Source organism: Streptomyces sp. NPDC058964 (assembly GCF_042741275.1).
Classification (GTDB): Bacteria; Actinomycetota; Actinomycetes; order Streptomycetales; family Streptomycetaceae; genus Streptomyces.
In genome coordinates, this window is sequence record NZ_JBHYKH010000007.1 from 10,203 (window position 1) to 28,863 (window position 18,661).

Below are 18,661 nucleotides of genomic sequence, written 5' to 3' on the forward strand. Positions count from 1 at the left end.
ACGCGCGCCCCGCGCCCCACACCAGCCGGTTAGAGGTGCGCGCGCCCGGCTTTACAACCACAACACACCCGCGGGGGGGGGGGGCTGGTGGCCCGACAAAACCGCCCCCCTCCGCTCGCATGCGTTCGTGAGCGCGATGCTGCCTGCGTCAGCTGACCAGCTTCGCGTAGGCCTTGGCGTCGAGCAGTCCGTCGGACGGCGCCCCGGCCGCGATTTTGATCTTGAAGAGCCAGGTCTCGTACGGCGCGTTGTTGACGTCCTCGGGACTCTCAACGGCGTCTTGGTTGACCTCGACGACCTCACCGGTGAGCGGGCTGTAGATGTCGGACGCCGCCTTGACGGACTCCACCGTGGCGATGGAGTCGCCTGCTTCTGCCTTCCGGCCGACGTCGGGCAGGTCGAGGAAGACGATGTCTCCGAGCGTGTTCTGGGCGTGGTCGGTGAGGCCGATGGTCACGGTACCGTCGGCCTCGGTGCGGACCCACTCGTGTTCTTCGGTGTACCGGAGATCGGCAGGCACATGGGACATGTCAGCTCCGTCGGTCGTTCGGGTGTGCGGTGTGATCGCCCCTGTCGGCGACCAGCAGGGACAGCCTGCGTCATCGGCATGCGGACACGTGTATTTCGGGCATTTGACGGCGGCCGTGCGGGTGACGGATGTCGCCGTGCCCGGGGCGCGAGCGGGCCCTGTGGTGCGATGCCGGGTGTGAGCCGAGGCTGTAGCCGACGCCCGTGCAGCGCATTTCGACATGAGGTGCCGAGAAATCAGCCGGGCTCAACGGCTGCCCTTCACCGGGACATCGCCGACACGGCTCCCGGGCCGACGCTCCTGGGGCGTTCGGTCAACGGTGTGCCCGGTCCGGTCGCCCGGCCCGGCGACATCACCGTGACGGCGGTGGATGCGGGACACACAGGCACCGTCACCGCCGCCGGACGCCGGCCGGCTCCGGTCACATACCGCCGGGGCCGAATTTCCGCGGTGACCAGGCCTTGGACGATGGTCAGCGGCTGTTACTCACTTTCGGGTGACGGCGCTCGGCGGGGTGGGGTGGTGCGCCGTGGCGGGCAGGTGCCGGAGGTCCGGTGCGGGGCGGAGGGCGGGGCTGAGGAAACGTCAATCCTGTGTCGTACGGCGATGGGTGGGTGTTACATCCAAGGGTTACGCGAATGTGGTCAAGCGGTAACAGGTGCCGCGTATCGCTCACAACGCCTTCACCGGGCCCGCACTGTGTGAGTGCGCGGCCAGCCGGCCGCCGACTCGCACCACACACCTCAGGTGGCCTGCGGATTCGCCGCAGGGTGGCGGGGTGTGCGCACGACCGTGAAGGGGGACCTCGTGTCCGTTTCCGTATCTGCTTCCGTCCGCCGTCTGTCCGTTGCCGCAGCCGTGGCGGCCGCCGTGGTGGGGACGGTGGCGCTGCCGGCCGGCGCGGTCGGCCGGCCCGCCGCGGGCCTGCACCGTTCCGCGGTGGTGATCAGCGGCGTGCAGTACGAGTCCCCGGGCCGGGACGACCGCTCCAACCGCTCCCTGAACCGGCAGTGGGTGGACATCACCAACACCACCCGCCGGGCGGTCAACCTCGACGGCTGGACGCTGGCGAACGAGCACGGCCGCATCTACACCTTCCACCACTTCCACCTGGACGGCCTTACCACCGTCCGCGTCCACACCGGCCAGGGCCACGACACCCGCAGGGACCTGTTCCAGGACCGCCGCAACTACGTGTGGGACCAGGACCACGACACCGTCACGCTGCGCAACGACCACGGCCGGTTCGTCGACGACGAGTCCTGGGGCCGCCACCACCGCGACGGCGGCGACCGGCACGGCGGCGGTGACCGGCACGGCGGCGGCGACCGGCACGGCGGCGGCGACCGCCACGGCGGCCACCGCCGCTGACCGGACCGCGGGTGCCTTCGGCCGGTGACACGGGTCCGGCCCCCTCGGCACCCGCACAGGTGGTGCGCCCTTGCTCTGGGCGCTGGGGCGCACCACCTGCTCGTTGACCGCCCTCGTGTTTCTCCACCGCCGAGCCGGGACGTTCTTGCCCTGTGCCGCCTCCCGCGCCTGCACGAGGACCGCGGCGGGGTCGCCGTCGACGAAGCGGAACACGGTGTCGGAGGGCGTGAACGAAGGACGCCTGCGATGGGTCCGACGAACACCGGGGTGTGGAAAGGGGGTTCGTGGCCCCACCAGCCTCCGGGCCGGGAGAACTCATCGCCGTACGCTCGGTCTGGCTGCCTACACCGGAGACACTTCCCTGCGGGCGTGCAGCACGCTGCCGTCCAGCGGCAGCGGTGAGCGGCCGACGAGGGTGAGCTGTGCGTCGTCGAGCAGTCGGGCGTAGTGGTCGGCGCGTCGTTCGCGGCCGCCGACGTTGCACATCATGTGCAGGTCCCACGCGGTGGCGAGCGAGGCCGAGCCGTCGCCGGGCAGCACACGTTCCACGATGAGCAGGTCGGCGTGGGCGGGCATCGCGCGCGAGCAATGACGCAGGACCTCGCGGCAGCGCTCGTCGTCCCAGTCGTGCAGCACGCGGGAGAGAATGTAGACGTCCCCGCCGGGCGGTACGTCCGAGAAGTCACCTGCCCGGTAGGTGCACCGTTCGCCGTAGCCGGCATCCTCGAGCATCCGGCGGGCCGCCGGGATGGCATGGAGGCGTTCGAGCAGAATGCCGCGCAGGCGCGGGTGCGCGGCGAGGATGCGGCTGCCCGTAGTCCGCCGCGAGCATCCGCAGCTCGAGCTCGTCCCAGATCCGCTCCTCGCACCAAGCGTCGGCCGGACGGTCGTGCTCCCACTGCAGGTAGTACCGCGTGACCTCGGCGCTGCGGGCCATGTGCCCGGCGAAGCCACGGCTGTTGACCGCGTAGCCCACGGCATCCAGGCTCGGCGGCGCCTCGACGAGCAGGCCCAGCCACGACACTCCGTGGTCGCGGCGATGACGGCGGACCGCACCGGGCGGGAGCGAACGCCGTGCCGCACCGTGCCGTCCGTCGCAGCCGGCGACGTATCTGGCCTGCCATCGGCCGGGGCGTCCGTCGGCCTCGTGCACGGTGACCGAGGGCCGAGTGCCGTGCGCTCCGAGCACGGTCACCGCCTTCGTCCCGAAGCGGATCCGTCCCCCGGCGCTCAGGAACTGCGTCAGGAGATCCGTGACCAGCTCCTGCTGCGGATAGACGGTGTGTCCCTCGCCCCGGCCCAGACTGCCGTGGTCCAGGCGGAAACGGCCGTCCTCGGTACGGAACTCGCAGGTGCCGTGCTCCCGGCCGCGCCGGTGCAGGCCATCGGCCAGACCATGCCGGTCCAGGAGCCGAACCGTGTTCGTGGCGAGGAAACCGGCCCGTGCCCGGGTCTGGACGTGCGCGCGGTCGGCGCGCTCCAGGATGACGCAGTCGATGCCGCTTCCGTGCAGGAGGTTGCCGAGCACCAGCCCGGCGGGCCCGGCGCTGAGGATGATCACGTCGGCCGCTTCCTCGGCTGCTCGGATATTCTGACTCTCCGTCACAGAAGCGGATCTTAACCATGGAAAAATGTACAGATGGTTGAGAGTCACCCGAATGTACGCAACGTGAGTGAATCCGCCGGTCGGCAGACCGTTCTCGCCCCGAGTTCCGTTCCGCGGAAGGCGATTGACCCCGTGGTGCAGCAGCTCGCGCGCATGCGCCTTCCCAACCGCGGTGTCGGCGAGGTGAGTTGGGAAAGCGAACGGAAGGGCGGATCTATTACGCCGTAATAGGGCTCGCCAAGGCAACGGGAGCCGGACGGCTACCGCAAGCCGAGTCGGCGACCTCCAGTACCAGCCAACAGGACACGTCACAGGGTGGGTTGCGCGTCCCGGCACCCCGGCTCCGCACAGCCGCGCGGACTTTGAGAGGGTTCTCCGCCATGCATATGGCCAACCCGTACGTCAGTGTCCTCTCCGAGGACTTCGCCGCCGATCCCTACCGCTACTTCGCCCCGCTGAGGGAGCGGTCACCGGTGCACTACGAGCCGGCGATCGACAGCTACTTCCTCTCCCGCCACGAGGACGTGAAGCGCGTACTGACCGACCACGCCACGTTCACCACCGAGACGCTGCAGGTACGTGCCGAGCCGGTGATGCGCGGGCCGGTCCTCGCCCAGATGACGGGGGCCGAGCACACCGCCAAGCGAAAGATCGTCGTCAGGAGCTTCACCGGGCAGGCCCTGCGGGACCAGACACGCGCCATCCACGCCAACGCCGCCGAGCTCATCGGACCCTTTCTTCCCCGGGGCAGAGTCGACCTCGTCAACGACTTCGGCAGACCTCTCGCCGTCCACGTGACCCTCGACGTCCTCGGCCTGGACAAGAAGGACTGGCAGCAGGTCGCCGCCTGGCACAGCGGCGTCGCCGAGTTCATCACGAGCATCGTCCTCACCCCCGAACGCCGCCGCCACTGCCTGGAGTGCGCCGAGCAGCTGGAGGCCTACCTCGTCCCCGTCATCGAGCACCGCCGCCGCCACCCCGGCGAAGACCTGATATCGAGGCTGTGCACCGCCGAGTTCGACGGCGTCGCCATGAGCAACCGCGACGTCACGGCGCTGATCATCAACGTCCTGGCCGCTGCCACCGAGCCCGCCGACAAGACCCTCGCCCTGCTCTTCAAGCACCTCATCGACCACCCCGACCAGATGGCCCGAGTCCGCCAGGACCCGACCCTGCTGCCCGCCGCGATCGCCGAGACACTGCGCTACACCCCGCCGGTCCAGCTCATCCCCCGTCAGGCGGAGCAGGACACGGTGTTCGCCGGCACCACCGTCCCGGCAGGTGCCACCGTCTTCTGCATGATCGGTGCGGCCAACCGCGACCCCGACGCCTTCACCGCCCCGGACACCTTCGACATCCACCGCCCGGACCTCGGCACAGCCCGCTCCTTCACCGCCGCCGCCCAGCATCTGTCCTTCGGTACCGGACTTCACCAGTGCGTCGGTGCGGCCTTCGCCCGCGCCGAGATCGAGACGGCCGCCGGGATGCTCCTCCCGCTGCTCGACCGGGTGCGCCACAGCCCCGGTTTTCGCTACCGCGAGACCGGCCTGTACACCCGCGGTCCCGCCGCCCTGCCGCTGGACTTCACGCCCGTACACGAAGGCGCCACCGGCCACCGGGACGACGAGATCCCGGGACTCGCCGAGTGACCTGCCACGGCCTCGCCACCCACCGCCCCGCCGGACACCTTGTTAGGATCTCGAACAGATTGGCGAGGGCGGCGCGAAAGGGGCCGGACCAACCCCACGCCAACCTCGTACAGATGCCTGACCCCACGAGGCCCGGTGGGTGTCTACGAGCATGGCTGTGCCCGGTGCTGGGACAGGGGGACAGGAGCCGCCATGGTGTCCGTGGGAGCGAGGCTGAGCAGTGCGCGAGCACAGGCCTTCATCGGCCGGGACGAGCAACTTGCCGGCTTCGGGAAGGCCTTGGCCGACGACCCGCAGGCGCCCTTCGTGTTCCACGTGTTCGGGCCGGGCGGCATCGGCAAGTCGACACTGCTGAGGCGCCTGGCGGACGACGCCCGTACGGCGGGCCGGCTCCTGATCGAACTCGACGGCCGTTTCGTCAGCCGGGACCCGGCCGACTTCGAGCGCGCGGCCGGTCCCTTCCTGGACGTACCCGGCACCGTCCTGCTCGTGGACTCCTTCGAGCACTGCCAGTGGCTGGAGAGCTGGCTGTGGCAGCACTTCCTGCCCCGCGCCGCCGACGACACCCTGGTCGTCCTCGCCGGCCGGTTCGCTCCGCAGCCGCAGTGGACCGCCGACCCCGCCTGGGCCGGACTCCTGCACGTGACCGAACTGGAGCCGTTCTCCGAGGAACAGGCCCGAAGCCTGCTCGCCGCGGCACAGATCCGGCCCGAACTGCGCGACCGGGTGCTCCGCTTCGCCTCGGGAAACCCGCTGGCGCTCTCCCTCGCGGCAGCCGCCGGATCGGCCGGCTGCGGCAGGGAGGAGATCTGGGCCCCCTCGGCGGACGTCCTGCGAACCCTGCTGGCGGGACTGATCGGTGAGGTACCCACCGCGGCCCACCGCCGCGCCCTGGAGGTGGCGGCACAGGCCCACTCGACCTCCGAGGAACTGCTCACCGCGGTGCTGCCCGAGCACGACGCCCACCTGCTCTTCTCCTGGCTGAGGGACCTGCCCTTCATGGAGTCCACGCACCGGGGGCTCCACCCGCACGACGCCGCACGCGAGACCCTGGCCGCCGACCTGCGCTGGCGCGCACCCAACGCCTTCGTGACGATGCGCCGGCGACTGGCGGACGAATACCTGCGCATCCTGCGCGAGGCACCCGAGGAACGGGTGTGGACCGTCACCGACGAGCTCTTCTACCTCTACCGGGAGGGAAAGACCCTGGCCCGACTGCGCACCTGGTCCCGCGAGGACGAGGTGCACGACCGTCCTCTGCACCCCGACGACCTCGATGCCGTACTGCGCATGGCGGAGGAGACCGAGGGGGCCGCCTCCGCGGAACTGGTCCGCCACTGGGCGCGGCGCCAGCCGCAGGCCTTCAGCGTCTACCGGCTCGTGAGCACGGGCAGGACCGTGGCCTTCACGGCCCGGCTGGCCCTGCCGTACCCGCCCGACCCCGAGGACCTGGCCACGGATCCCGTCGTGGCCGCGGCGTGGGAGTACACCGAAGCCACCGGGCCGGTGAGCCCCGGCGAGCACATCGGCATCAGCCGCTTCTCGATCTACCCGGAGCGGTACCAGGTTCCCTCGCGCGTCATCGACCTGAGCAGCTCCCGCGCCCAGGCGGAGTCCGCCCGCGCCCGCGGCCGCGCCTACGGTTTCGCCGTCTACCGGGACGCCGAGACATGGGGCGAGCGGGTCAGGGGCACCCTCAGCGACACCGGGGCGCGTCCGCGGGTCGGTGCACACACGTATGGCCTGTTCAGCGTCGACTGGCGCCAGGAACCCGTGGAGACCTGGCTCCACCGCTTCATATCGGGCACCGACGAGCCCGTCCGGTCCGGTCCGTCGCCCGTTTCGCGCACCGCGTTCGACCAGGCCGTGCGAGAAGCGCTGATGCACTGGCGCGACGCGGGCACCTTCGCCGCCTGTGCCCTGATGCGCGCCCGTCTCGCGGCCGACTTCCGTGACCCTGTCGAGGAGTTGCGCACCCTGCTGCGCCAGACCGTCGACGGCCTCGCCCTCGACCCGCGCGGAGTGCGGGCCCGCGAGGCCCTCGCGGCGGGCTACTTCTCCGGTGCGCCCACCCAGGAAGCCGCAGCCCGCCGCCTCGGCCTGCCCTACGGCACCTACCGCCGTCACCTGCGTCAGGGCCTGGACCTGCTCTGCGAGGCCCTGTGGCAGCAGGAGTTGCACGGCCCCCGATAGCGGTCGCCGTCGCGGGCGCACACTTCGCGGGACAGGTGGACAGGTGCGGACAGCACTGGACAGTCCCCGCTCCCGATGGGCCTGGATAGTGGACAGTGCCCCGCACGAGGGTGTGCGCCATGAACCTCCAACGCACGCAGACGGACCCGGCGCCGCCCGCCCCCCGGCACGCGGCCGTGCTCGCGGCGCTCGCCGCGGCCCAGTTCACGGTCATGCTCGCCACCTCGATCGTGAACGTGGCGCTTCCGCAGATCCGCACCGGGGTGGGCCTGTCGGACGGCGGAACCACCTGGGTGGTCAACGCCTACGGCCTGACGTTCGGGGCGCTGCTGCTGGCCGGCGGGCGGGCGGCCGACCTGCTCGGCCGCCGCCGGGTGCTGATCGGCGGCCTCTCGCTCTTCGCGGTGGCCTCGCTGGCGGCGGGACTGGCCGCCTCCTCGACCGTACTCGTCGCCGCTCGCGCCGCTCAGGGCCTCGGCGCCGCCGCCATCGCCCCGGCCGCGCTCGCCGTGACGATGGACCTGTTCCCGTCCGGTCCCGCGCGCGGCAGAGCGCTGGGAGTGTGGGGAGCGGTCTCCGGCGCGGGAGGAGCGGGCGGTGTCCTGCTGGGCGGTGTGCTCACCCAGGCGTGGGGCTGGCCCTGGATCTTCCACTCCGTCGCGTTCGGCACGGTGCTGGTCATCGTCGCCGTAGCGGCCGTCGTGCCACGGGCGGCCGGCCGCGAGGCCGGGAAGTTCGACCTGCTGGGCACCGTCGTCGTCACCCTGGCCCTGACCTGCCTGGTCTGGGGCCTGACCACCGCACGTGGCTCGGGCTGGACGGACGCCCGGGTGCTGGGCTCCCTCCTCGGCGCCGCCGCGCTGCTCGTGGCCTTCGTCGCGGTCGAGCTTCGTCGGCCGAACGCGCTGGTACCACCGCGGCTGTTCACCGCCGGCCGGGTCGCGGCGGGCAACCTGCTGATGGCACTGCTGGGATCCGTGTGGATCGCCCTGTTCTTCTTCCTGCCGCTCTACCAGCAACAGGTCCTCGGAATGGGACCCTTGGCCACCGGAGTGGGCCAACTCCCGCTCGCGGCGGCCAATATGCTCGGCGCCGCCGCGGCACCCCGAGTCTCCCGGCGCGTCGGCGACACCGTCACCGTGACCTCGGCCCTGCTCGCCACGGCCGTCGGCCTGCTGTGGCTGTCACGGATCACCGCCGACGGAAGCTACCTCGGCCACGTCCTCGGCCCGAGCATCCTGATCGGCCTCGGCCTGAGCTCCGCCTTCGTCCAGCTGACCGCGCTCGCCGTGGACGGCGTCCCGCGACAGGACGCGGGCCTGGCCGGCGGTCTGGTGAACACCACCCGCCAGGTCGGCGGTGCGATCGGCCTCGCCGCTCTGGCCACCCTGGCCGGCTCCGTCACCGCCCACGCCGCCACCCACCAGCCCCACCTGGAAGCCCTCACCGCCGGCTACCGAGCCGCCTTCACGGTCTCGGCCGCGATCCTCGCGGCCACCGCACTCCTCGCGCCGCTCCTCACCCGTTGCGGCGGCCGGCCGCGAACCGCGACCACCACCTCCACCAAGGGCCCGGCCTCCGAGCCGCAAACCGCCGGCATCTCTTGAATCCCCCGGACGAATCCACCGGGCGAATCCCCCGATCCGGCTGAACCGATGGATCAGCCGTGCCAGCGGCACCCACCCATCAGGAAAGGAACCACAACCCATGGTCACTGTCGACGAGTCGGCCCCGGTCGTCGTCCGGCTGAGCACCGTGATCCACGCCCCGCTCGCGACGGTGTGGGAGCTGCACACCGACATCGCGGCCTGGCCCACCTGGAACGCGGACGTCGAGCAGGCCGGGCTCGACGGCCCGCTGATGCCCGGCAACTCCTTCGGCTGGCGAACCCACGGCCTCGACATCAGCTCCACCGTGCGCGAACTGGTCCCTGGCGAGCGCATCGTGTGGGGCGGCCCCGCCGCCGGCATCACCGGCATTCACGTCTGGACGTTCGAGCAGCACGGCGACGACGTCATCGTCCGCACCGAGGAGTCCTGGAGCGGCGCCCCGGTCGACGCCGCGGCCGACGACCTCGGCAAGGCCCTCCACGCCTCCCTGGACAACTGGCTCCAGCACCTCAAGTCCCGTGCCGAACAGTTTCTGTGACGGCACATCACATCCAGCACACCCATCACATCCACCGAGAAGAGGTTCCCGCCATGACCGCTGAGAAGCCCTACCTGACCGGCCACTACACCCCCGTCGCCGACGAGATCACCGCCACCGGACTCACCGTCGAGGGCATCCTGCCCCCCGAGCTGACCGGCCGTCTGCTCCGCAACGGACACAACCCCAAGCCCGGCGTCACCCCCACCCACTGGTTCAAGGGCAGCGGCATGGTCCACGGCATCCGGCTCCGCGAGGGCCGCGCCGAGTGGTACCGCAACCGCTGGGTGCACACCCCCGCCCTGGACGGCGCCCCCTACATGACCGAGAAGGGCCCGGACCTGACCGCCAGCGTCGCCGGAACCCACGTCATCGAGCACGCCGGACGGCTGCTCGCGCTCTGCGAGGCGAACCTCCCCTTCGAGCTCACCCGTGACCTGGACACCGTCGGCGCCCATGACTTCGACGGCAGGCTGCGCACCGCGATGACCGCGCACCCCAAGGAGGACCCGGTGACGGGCGAACTCCACTTCTTCGGGTCCGCGCCGTTCCCGCCCTTCCTGATGTACTACGTCGCCGACGCCAAGGGCGCGATCGTCCACAGCGCCGAGATCCCGGGAGCGAGCGCCTCCCTCAAGCACGACTTCGCCGTCACCCGCCGCCACGTGGTCTTCATCGAGGGCAACGTCACCTTCGACCCCACCGAGAACTCCGGCATCCCCTACGGCTGGAGCGACCAGCAGCCCGCCCGCATCGGTGTCATGCCCCGTGGCGAGGACGGCACCCGGCACATCCGCTGGTTCTCCGTCGAACCGGGCAACATGCTGCACGTCTCCAACGCCTACGAGGACGGCCAGGGCCGCATCGTGCTGGAAGGCCCCACCGTGGACCGCGAAGGCTTCCACCTCTCCTGGAACTGGTGGGTCGGCGCTCCCGGGCGCGGCGCCGAGCCCAACGCCCGCTCCTACACCCGCCGCTGGGTCATCGACATGGCCGCCGGTACCGTCGACGAGCAGATCATCGACGACCTCGCGGTGGAGTTCCCGACCCTCAACGAGGACTACCTGGGCGCCGAGAACCGCTACCAGTACGCCATATCGTTCCCCGACGAGAAGGGCTTCGGCGGCTACGGCATCGTCAAGTACGACCGCACCACCGGCGCCCGCCGCATCCACCAGGCCGGCGACGCGCGGCTGCCCAGCGAAGCCGTGTTCGTCCCCGCCGCCGGCGCCACCCGCGAGGACGACGGCTACCTGCTCACCGTCGTCTCCGACCTCAAGCAGGACGCCTCGCAGCTGCTGGTCCTCGACGCCTCCGGTCTCGACCAGATCGCCACCGTACACCTGCCCCGGCGGGTGACCGCCGGGATCCACGGATCCTGGATCCCCGACACCGCCCTGGGCGACGCCGAGGTCTGACACACGCAGCGCACGACCGCCCCTAGCCGAACAGCGATACGACTGAGCCCGGTCGTCGAGGGCCCGCCCGGCCGTCCCGGCTGGGCGGGCCGGTTCGTGCCGAGGTAGCGTTCACGCTCACTTCATTGCAACGATCAAGGGCGAGATCGTTGCGTTAGATTTAGATCATTGCAACAATTTATTGCCTTCTAGCTGCACTAATGCACTATCAAAGCAATAAGTATGTTGTCGAAGTTGTGAATGCAACGTAGCTTTTCCTTCGTCGGAAACAGTAGATCGAAGGAGCGCACGATGCAGAAGTTCGACACCCCCGCCCCGGTCTCGGCCGTCGTCGACATCCCCGCCGGACACATCCGGTTCATCGCCGCCGACCGCGCCGACACCACGGTCGAGATCCTGCCCGCGGATGCCTCCAAGAGCCGCGACGTCACGGCCGCCGAAGGGATCGAAGTCGCATACAGCGACGGCGTCCTGCGCATCGAGGCCGCGGAGGCCAAGAACCGGATCCTGGGACACTCCGGTTCCATCGAGGTGACGGTCCAGCTGCCCGCCGGCTCCCGCGTCGAGGCGAAGGCCGCCCGCGCCGAACTCCGGGGCGTCGGGCGGCTCGGCGACGTCGCCTTCGAGGGCGCGCAAGCCTCGGTCGAGCTCGACGAGACCGCCGGCGCCCGCCTCACCCTCCTCGCCGGCGACGTCTCGGTCCGCCGCCTGGGCGGTTCCGCGGAGATCAGCACCCAGAAGGGCGAGCTCCACGTCACCGAGGCCGTGCGCGGCACGGTCACGCTGCGCACCGAGCACGGTGGGATCTCGGTCGGCGCCGCCCGCGGGGTCTCCGCATCCCTGGACGCCGGCACCGGCTACGGCCGGATCCACAACGCGCTCAAGAACACCGACGGTGCCGCCGCCGGCCTGAACGTCCACGCGACCACCGCCTACGGCGACATCACCGCCCGCAGCCTGTAGATCCGCAGCGAGTAAAAGGGGCACTCCTCATGACCGACTTGGCCATCGCGGCGAGCGGACTGCGCAAGTCCTACGGCGACAAGACCGTCCTCGACGGCGTCGACCTGGCCGTCCCGGAAGGAACGGTCTTCTCCCTGCTCGGCCCGAACGGCGCCGGCAAGACCACGGCCGTCAAGATCCTCTCCACCCTCATCTCCCCGGACCCCGCCAGTGGCCGGATCCGCGTCGGCGGCCACGATCTCGCCGCCGACCCGCAGGCCGTACGCGCCGCGATCGGCGTCACCGGACAGTTCTCCGCCGTCGACGGGCTGATCACCGGCGAGGAGAACATGCTCCTCATGGCGGACCTGCACCACCTCTCCAAGCGCGAGGGACGGCAGTTCACCGCCGGCCTGCTGGAGCGTTTCGACCTCACCGAAGCCGCGAAGAAGCCCGCCTCCACCTACTCCGGCGGAATGAAGCGCCGCCTCGACATCGCCATGACCCTGGTCGGCAACCCGCGGATCATCTTCCTCGACGAGCCGACCACCGGCCTCGATCCGCGCTCCCGGCACAACATGTGGCAGATCATCCGCGAGCTCGTCTCCGACGGCGTCACCGTCTTCCTCACCACCCAGTACCTGGACGAGGCCGACGAGCTCGCCCACCACATCGCCGTGCTCGACGAAGGCAGGATCGCCGCCGAGGGCACCGCCGAGGAGCTGAAGCGTCTCGTCCCCGGCGGACACGTCCGGCTGCGCTTCACCGACCCGGCCGCGTACCAGAGCGCCGCCTCCGCCCTGCCCAGGGCTTCCCGGGACGACGAGGCCCTCGCGCTGCAGATCCCCAGCGACGGCAGTCAGCGCGCGCTGCGCTCCGTCCTCGACCGGCTGGACTCGGCCGGCATCGAGGCCGACGAACTGACCGTGCACACCCCCGACCTCGACGACGTCTTCTTCGCCCTGACCGGCGGCGCCGGCATCCCCAACCAGCCCAAGGAGGCTGTCCGATGAGCACCCCGAGCACCCAGGCTCCCGCCCGCCCGGCCCGGCTCTCCCTCGCCGTACGCGACTGCTCCACGATGCTGCGCCGCAACCTCCTGCACGCCCGGCGCTATCCGTCACTCACCCTGAACCTGCTGCTCACCCCGATCATGCTGCTGTTGCTCTTCGTCTACATCTTCGGCGACACCATGAGCGCGGGCATCGCCGGCGGAGGTCCGGACCGCTCCGCGTACATCGCGTACATCGTCCCGGGTCTCCTGCTGATGACCATCGGCAGCACCACGATCGGCACCGCGGTCTCCGTCTCCAACGACATGAGCGAGGGCATCATCGCCCGCTTCCGCACGATGGCGATCCACCGACCTTCGGTGCTCGTGGGGCACGTCGTCGGCAGCGTGCTGCAGTCGGTCGTCAGCGTGGCCCTCGTCGGCGCCGTCGCCGTGGCCATCGGCTTCCGCTCCACCGATGCCACCGTCCTTGAGTGGCTTGCGGCGTTCGGCCTGCTCGTGCTCTTCGCCATGGCGCTCACCTGGATCGCGGTCGGCATGGGCCTGGTCAGCCCGAACGCCGAGGCCGCCGGCAACAACGCCATGCCCCTGATCCTGCTGCCGCTGCTCTCCAGTGCCTTCGTCCCCCTCCACTCGATGCCGGGCTGGTTCCAGCCGATCGCCGAATACCAGCCGTTCACACCCGCCATCGAGACCTTGCGCGGCCTGCTGCTCGGCACCGGGATCGGCAACAACGGCTGGCTCGCCGTCGCCTGGTGCCTGGGCCTGGCGGTGCTCGGCTACTTCTGGTCGACCTCGAAGTTCAACGACGACCCGAAGTAACCGCCATGACAAGGCGGGCCACCTCCCGCAACGTGTCCCACCGAGGGCGGCGTACACCGACATCCCGTCGGAGTACGCCGCCCCGTTCGTAACCCGGCACTGCCCCGTGCCGCGGACGTTCAGCGGTCCTGGGAGAGGGCGTGCAGCTCCCCGAGCAGACTGCCCTCGGTGGCGATGAGATCCTCGAAGCGGCCCTGCTCGCGGATTCGGCCCCGGTCGAGGACGACGACCCGGTCGGCCATCCTCACATTGTCGAGCCGGTGAGTGACCACGATGGTGATCCGGCCCGGCGCCATCGCGCGCAGCTCGCGGAAGATCTGGTGCTCGCCGCGGGCGTCCATCTCGCTGGTGGGTTCGTCCAGGACGAGAACGGCCGGCTCCCGGTACATCGCCCGCCCGCACGCCAGGCGCTGCCACTGTCCGCCGGACAGCTCGTGCCCGCCCCAGACCGATCGCGCCAGCAGGGTGTCGAGCTGTCTGGGGAGCGTGTTCATCGCGTCGGCCATGCCGACCCGTTCCGCGACCGCCCAGACCCGGTCGTCGCTGTGCTCCTGAGGCTGGCCGAGGGTGATGTTCTCCCTGGCCGCCAACGGCCAGTGCCCGTTCTTCTGCGGGACGAGGCCGACGTGCCGCCACACCGATTCCGCGTCCGCGGTGGCCAGATCGGTGTCGTCCCACAGGACCGCGCCCTCGGTCGCCGTGGTCAGCCCGGTGAGCAACCGGATCAGCGTGGACTTGCCGGCGCCGTTCTCGCCGACGAGGGCGACGACCTCACCACGGTTGAGGGTGAGCGTGACCGGGTGCAGCGCCGGGGTGTCCTTGGACGGGTAGGTGAACCCGGCTCCCTGGAGACGGATCCGCTGGGGCGCCTTGACCTGCGTGGCGCCCCGAGCCGTGGCCATGGCACGGACCTCGTCGACGAACGCGTAGTAGTCACTGAGGTAGAGCCCGTGATGGAACATCACCGCGCCGTAGCGGACGATCGAGTTGAGTGCGCGGCCGGCGGTCTGCGAGGCGACGACGGCCGTACCCGCGATCGCCGCCGACATCGCGCCCGTGAGGACCAGCGCGGCCAGCGAAGCCCACATGCCGAGCGTGAACACACCCGCCAGCGAGGCGGCCAGCAGGGTCACGAGCAGATAGGGGCGAGCGCCGTCGAGTTCCCGGCCCTCGACCCGGTCGCACATCGTGCGGTACCAGAAGTGCAGGTACGGCCGCATCGTGTTGGCGCGCAGCTCGTCGGCGAGATCCGCGGTGGTCAGCCACCAGCGCATCATGCCCCGCACATTGCGGGCGGAGATGGTCCGGTCGTGCACCCGGTAGTCGATGCGGGCGGCGATCACCCCGCCCAGGCCCCGTGGGATCACGGACAGCAGGAGCACGCCCAGGAGCAGCGGGTGCAGGGAGGTGAGGACCGTCGCGGCGGAGACAAGCTGGACGAGGCTGTTGGTGAGTGTCTTCGCGTCGTCGGCGAGGTCGACGGCGCGCAACGCTCCGATCTCCGCGGCCTGGCTGCGGTCGGTGAAGCCCTCCGTGTCGTAGGCGGACAGCTCGGCGCGCATGTGCAGGTCGACCAGGGTGAGGTCGGCGGCAGAGGCGATCTTCGGGTTCAGGCGCCGGGTCGCCCAGTCCGCGAGGATCCACATCGTCGCCCCCGCGGCCATCGCCAGGACCGCGACGGCCAGCGCCGGCCAAGCTCGCTGCAGCCCCTGGCGCGGCTCGGAGGCGGTCAGCTCCGGCAGGGCTTCGGCGACGGCGCTGAGCATCACCGCCGTGCCCAGACCGGACAGCAGCTGGCAGACCACGATCGTGATCGTCATGCGCCGGTCGACGGACCAGGCGAGCCGGGCCGTCTGTGCCAGTGCCATGGGGATCCGGCGTGCCATGTCCCACAGCGTCGCGTTGTCCATGGCCCGCCGGTGTTTGCGCCCGTTGTAGTCGAGTTCGGGCGGTGCGGCCGGTTGCAAGGTCCCGGCCCGTGCCGCCGGAAGGGTCGGCGTCCCCTCGGCGTCGGGCGCCGTCTCCACCGCAGGTGCCACCTGTTCGTCCCGGGGCGACGTCATGCGAACACCCCCGCCATGAGCCGGTCCAGGGTGCGCCGGCCACGCGCGGTGGTGGCGGGATCGTCGTGCGCGGGGCCCTGGACGAGGCAGTTCACCGCGTTCAGGGCCGCCAGTCCTTTCAGCGCGTGCCGTTCCTCGGGGAGCAGGTCGCGGCCGTAGCCCTGGAACCACGCGGTTCGCAGGTCGGGCCGGTCCGCCCAGATTCCGCGGCTCATACCGACGAAGTCCTCCACGGCGGTCCCGAACCGTGCGTGCTCGAAGCCGATCCACGCGGCCTGCCCCAGGCGCGGGGACCACAAGAGCTTGCCGGGGCCGGCATCGCCGTGAAGGAACGCCAGGGGGAGGGGCGGCAGAACGTGCAGCTGTTCGGCGAGGGCGCGAACCAGCTTGCGCTCGGCCGGAGTCAGCCTGTCTGCGGCCTGTCGCAGGTGCGGGCCGGCGTCGTCGGCCGCGGCGTGCAGCGCCCGCTCGGCCTGAGCGCGACGGGGCCCGGACAGATCCCCGGCCGCGTGCAGCCGGGCCAGCAGAGCGCCGCCGTGCCGGTGCGCGCGGAGCTCCTCGGCAGGAGTCTGTGTCAGCCTCGTGAGCCGAAGGCCGGGGACAGCGGTCAGCAGGAGGGCCAGGTGCTCGGCGCTCGAGGCGCGCAGCTGCGGGGCGTGGCCGGCGCCGAGCGCCGGAACTGCGTGCCGTAGGGCGAAGGTCTCCCGCTCGTACATCACGGGCCTCGGCGCGATCTTGAGGTGGAACCGGATGCCGTCTGAGCGACGGATGGCCCGGACGCGGGAGTTCTCGCGGGGACGGGAAGCGTCCTGTACGACGGACACCTCTTTGCCGAGTTCCCTGGCGGCCCAGGCGAGCAGGTCCGGCGAGGGCATGGTCGAGTCGGTCATGCACCCCACCTCGTGGAGGGGCGTGACGCGGATGCGAACAGAACGCGTCGGGCGTCAACCGGGCGCCGCAGGGCGGCCGGGGAGGTGGTCCGAGCCGGAGGGTTTTCGAACACAGGCTGAGGGGCGGCGAGTACGAGCACGGGATTCACGGGTTCTCCTCGGTAGCTGGAACGGTTGGAGCACTTCGGACAACGGCCCTGATCACAGGACCGATACGGGTCGCATCGAGCGAACGGTCGAGTGGATGTTCGACGCGTGACGTGGTGGGCAAGTGCTGTCGGCTCGAGAGCACGATCTCTGCGCGTTCGATTCACTCGTCAAGGGGACGGCGACTGGGTTGTCGCCCGAGCGGGGGATTGCGGGAGGACGTCGACCGCACCGGTCTCCTTCGTGAAGGCGTGGACGTGGGCTGCGGACGGCACCCTGGCGCACGGCACTGACAACCAGCGGGCAAGGGGACTGCGATCCGGACAGTCCGAGCGGGTGTCACGCCGACGGGCCGACGACCATTGTCCGACCGCTGACCTGGGGCGGAGATGGAAGAAAGGATTCTTGAACCGTCGGGTGAGGGCCCGCGGTCGAGCGCTCGCCGAAATGGCTTGATCTGCGTACGCCCGGCGGCGACCGCGGCGCAGAGCAGGGTGCGACACCGTGAAAGGGCACATTCACGATCCGGCCCGGACGGTTGGCTCACGACCGGCGGCTTGGGGGACCTGGATCCTCCTCGCCACCGGATGACGGGCAGCGCAGGAAGCACATCCCTCACGCCTGCGGGCGTCGCGGGCAGTGATCAGCCCTGTGATTGACTACCGCTGTGCTGCCCGAGACTGTCTTCTCCACTCAGGAGCTGCCGGCGTGTGACCGTTTCGATGCCTGGGCGGAGAGGCTGGGGCGTACCCACGCGCCGATGCAGTTGAGCAGTGAGCGCACGGCGGACTACCGGGGGCACCAGCGGGTGATCGGGCTGGGCGACGTGACGGTGTGGCCCGCGACCTTCGACCACCTGGTCTTCCGCCGGACGCCGAGGCTGGTACGTCAGTCCGACCCCGAGGTGTTCCACCTGTCCCTGCTGCGGCGCGGGGACGGCGCGGCGAGCTGGGGCAGGCAGCAGGTGGCGTACCGGATCGACGACTTCCATGTGAACAGCTCGTCCCGGTCCTACGAGATAGCCACCGGGCCCGACCCGGTCACCATCGTCGGGGTGGAGATCCCGCGTGCCGCCGTGGCCCTCCCGGCCGGCCGGGCGAGCGACGTGGTCGGGCGCCGGATATCCGGCCGGGAGGGCATGGGCGCGCTCCTCGCGGGGCTGCTCGTACAGCTGACCGCGGACACCTCCTCCTACCGGGCGGCCGATGCGGAGCGGCTGGGCACGGTCGTCACCGATCTCGTCACCGCGGTGTTCGCCCACGCCCTCGACGCGGAACAGGGACTGCCGCCCGAGACGCACGCCCGCACCCTGACCCTGCGCATCAAGTCCTTCGTCAGGCGGCACCTGGGCGATCCGGAGCTGACCCCGGCGAAGATCGCCGCGGCCCACCACATCTCGCGCAGCCACCTCTACCGCCTCTTCCAGGACGAGGGCCTGACGGTGGCCTCGTACATACGCGATCAGCGGCTGGCCAACGCCCGCCGGGACCTCACCGACCCCGGTCTGCGCACGCTCCCCGTCCACGCCGTGGCCGCGCGCTGGGGCTACTCCCGCCCCGGCGACTTCACCCGGGCCTTCCGCACCGCGCACGGCATGGCACCCAGTGAACTGCGGGAACAGGCGTTCAACCGGACGGCCGTGGACGCTGTGCACACGGACGTGGACGCTGTGCGAACGACAGCCATCGTCCCACACGTGCATCATTGACCCCGGTCGCTCAACGGGCCTACGTGCCCGACGGGGGGGGCGGGGGACCGGGGGGGGCCGGGCGGCCCCGCCCTGGTGGGGGGGCGGCGCGGGCCGCTCGCGCCCCCCACGGGCGCCGCCGGGGTGGGGGGTCGTGCCCGGGACAGGGGGAGCGGCTCAGAGC

The 18,661-nt window shown here is 70.9% G+C and carries 15 protein-coding genes and 1 pseudogene; 10 read left to right on the plus strand and 6 right to left on the minus strand.

All coding sequences use genetic code 11. The features are described from left to right. Window positions 1–148 precede the first annotated feature (148 nt). Entirely contained in the window at window positions 149–529 is a 381-nt protein-coding gene (gcvH, locus tag ACFW2E_RS01690) for a glycine cleavage system protein GcvH (RefSeq protein ID WP_384459714.1), read from the minus strand. Between the two features lie 807 nt (window positions 530–1,336). On the opposite strand from gcvH, the gene ACFW2E_RS01695 reads away from it, so the two are divergent. Continuing rightward, window positions 1,337–1,900 (plus strand): lamin tail domain-containing protein, encoded by a 564-nt coding sequence (locus ACFW2E_RS01695; RefSeq protein WP_384459717.1) that lies wholly within the window; start codon window positions 1,337–1,339, stop codon window positions 1,898–1,900. Window positions 1,901–2,016: 116 nt separating this feature from the next. On the opposite strand, the pseudogene ACFW2E_RS01700 reads toward ACFW2E_RS01695, so the two are convergent. From ACFW2E_RS01700 to ACFW2E_RS01710, 3 genes and pseudogenes are all read right to left on the minus strand, one after another. After that, window positions 2,017–2,199 (minus strand): annotated as a pseudogene (locus ACFW2E_RS01700) (deaminase); the annotation flags it as partial. Between the two features lie 43 nt (window positions 2,200–2,242). Then, the gene (locus ACFW2E_RS01705; RefSeq protein ID WP_384459815.1) at window positions 2,243–2,683 is read right to left on the minus strand and encodes a methyltransferase; all 441 of its coding nucleotides are present in this window, start codon (window positions 2,681–2,683) and stop codon (window positions 2,243–2,245) included. Further along, entirely contained in the window at window positions 2,583–3,506 is a 924-nt protein-coding gene (locus tag ACFW2E_RS01710) for an FAD-dependent monooxygenase (RefSeq protein ID WP_384459720.1), read from the minus strand. Before ACFW2E_RS01710 ends, ACFW2E_RS01705 begins: the two co-directional genes overlap by 101 nt. Window positions 3,507–3,886: 380 nt before the next feature. On the opposite strand from ACFW2E_RS01710, the gene ACFW2E_RS01715 reads away from it, so the two are divergent. From ACFW2E_RS01715 to ACFW2E_RS01750, 8 genes are all read left to right on the plus strand, one after another. Continuing rightward, window positions 3,887–5,155, plus strand: a complete 1,269-nt coding sequence (locus tag ACFW2E_RS01715) for a cytochrome P450, cyclodipeptide synthase-associated (RefSeq protein WP_384459723.1) — start codon at window positions 3,887–3,889, stop codon at window positions 5,153–5,155. A gap of 192 nt (window positions 5,156–5,347) precedes the next feature. Then, entirely contained in the window at window positions 5,348–7,348 is a 2,001-nt protein-coding gene (locus tag ACFW2E_RS01720) for an ATP-binding protein (protein WP_384459726.1), read from the plus strand. A 119-nt stretch (window positions 7,349–7,467) separates the two neighbouring features. Beyond that, the gene (locus ACFW2E_RS01725) at window positions 7,468–8,955 is read left to right on the plus strand and encodes an MFS transporter (RefSeq protein WP_384459729.1); all 1,488 of its coding nucleotides are present in this window, start codon (window positions 7,468–7,470) and stop codon (window positions 8,953–8,955) included. A gap of 100 nt (window positions 8,956–9,055) precedes the next feature. Continuing rightward, window positions 9,056–9,496: an SRPBCC family protein gene (locus ACFW2E_RS01730; protein WP_384459732.1), complete on the plus strand. Its 441-nt coding sequence runs from the start codon at window positions 9,056–9,058 to the stop codon at window positions 9,494–9,496. Between the two features lie 53 nt (window positions 9,497–9,549). Then, window positions 9,550–10,914 carry a carotenoid oxygenase family protein gene (locus ACFW2E_RS01735; protein WP_384459735.1) on the plus strand — a complete coding sequence of 455 codons (1,365 nt, stop codon included), beginning with the start codon at window positions 9,550–9,552 and terminating at the stop codon, window positions 10,912–10,914. A 291-nt stretch (window positions 10,915–11,205) separates the two neighbouring features. After that, the gene (locus ACFW2E_RS01740; protein ID WP_384459738.1) at window positions 11,206–11,877 is read left to right on the plus strand and encodes a DUF4097 family beta strand repeat-containing protein; all 672 of its coding nucleotides are present in this window, start codon (window positions 11,206–11,208) and stop codon (window positions 11,875–11,877) included. A gap of 29 nt (window positions 11,878–11,906) precedes the next feature. Beyond that, the gene (locus ACFW2E_RS01745) at window positions 11,907–12,869 is read left to right on the plus strand and encodes an ATP-binding cassette domain-containing protein (protein WP_384459741.1); all 963 of its coding nucleotides are present in this window, start codon (window positions 11,907–11,909) and stop codon (window positions 12,867–12,869) included. After that, window positions 12,866–13,690 (plus strand): ABC transporter permease, encoded by an 825-nt coding sequence (locus ACFW2E_RS01750; protein WP_384459744.1) that lies wholly within the window; start codon window positions 12,866–12,868, stop codon window positions 13,688–13,690. The genes ACFW2E_RS01745 and ACFW2E_RS01750 overlap by 4 nt, the downstream gene beginning before the upstream one ends. Before the next feature lie 119 nt (window positions 13,691–13,809). Here ACFW2E_RS01750 and ACFW2E_RS01755 read toward each other — a convergent pair whose 3' ends face one another. Both ACFW2E_RS01755 and ACFW2E_RS01760 read right to left on the minus strand, forming a co-directional pair. After that, window positions 13,810–15,600 (minus strand): ATP-binding cassette domain-containing protein, encoded by a 1,791-nt coding sequence (locus ACFW2E_RS01755; protein WP_384459818.1) that lies wholly within the window; start codon window positions 15,598–15,600, stop codon window positions 13,810–13,812. A 149-nt stretch (window positions 15,601–15,749) separates the two neighbouring features. Beyond that, a complete protein-coding gene (locus ACFW2E_RS01760; RefSeq protein WP_384459747.1) occupies window positions 15,750–16,643 on the minus strand; it encodes an aminoglycoside phosphotransferase family protein in 894 nt (297 codons plus the stop codon). An 814-nt stretch (window positions 16,644–17,457) separates the two neighbouring features. Here ACFW2E_RS01760 and ACFW2E_RS01765 point away from each other — a divergent pair. Then, window positions 17,458–18,498, plus strand: a complete 1,041-nt coding sequence (locus tag ACFW2E_RS01765; RefSeq protein ID WP_384459750.1) for a helix-turn-helix domain-containing protein — start codon at window positions 17,458–17,460, stop codon at window positions 18,496–18,498. Window positions 18,499–18,661: the final 163 nt, after the last annotated feature.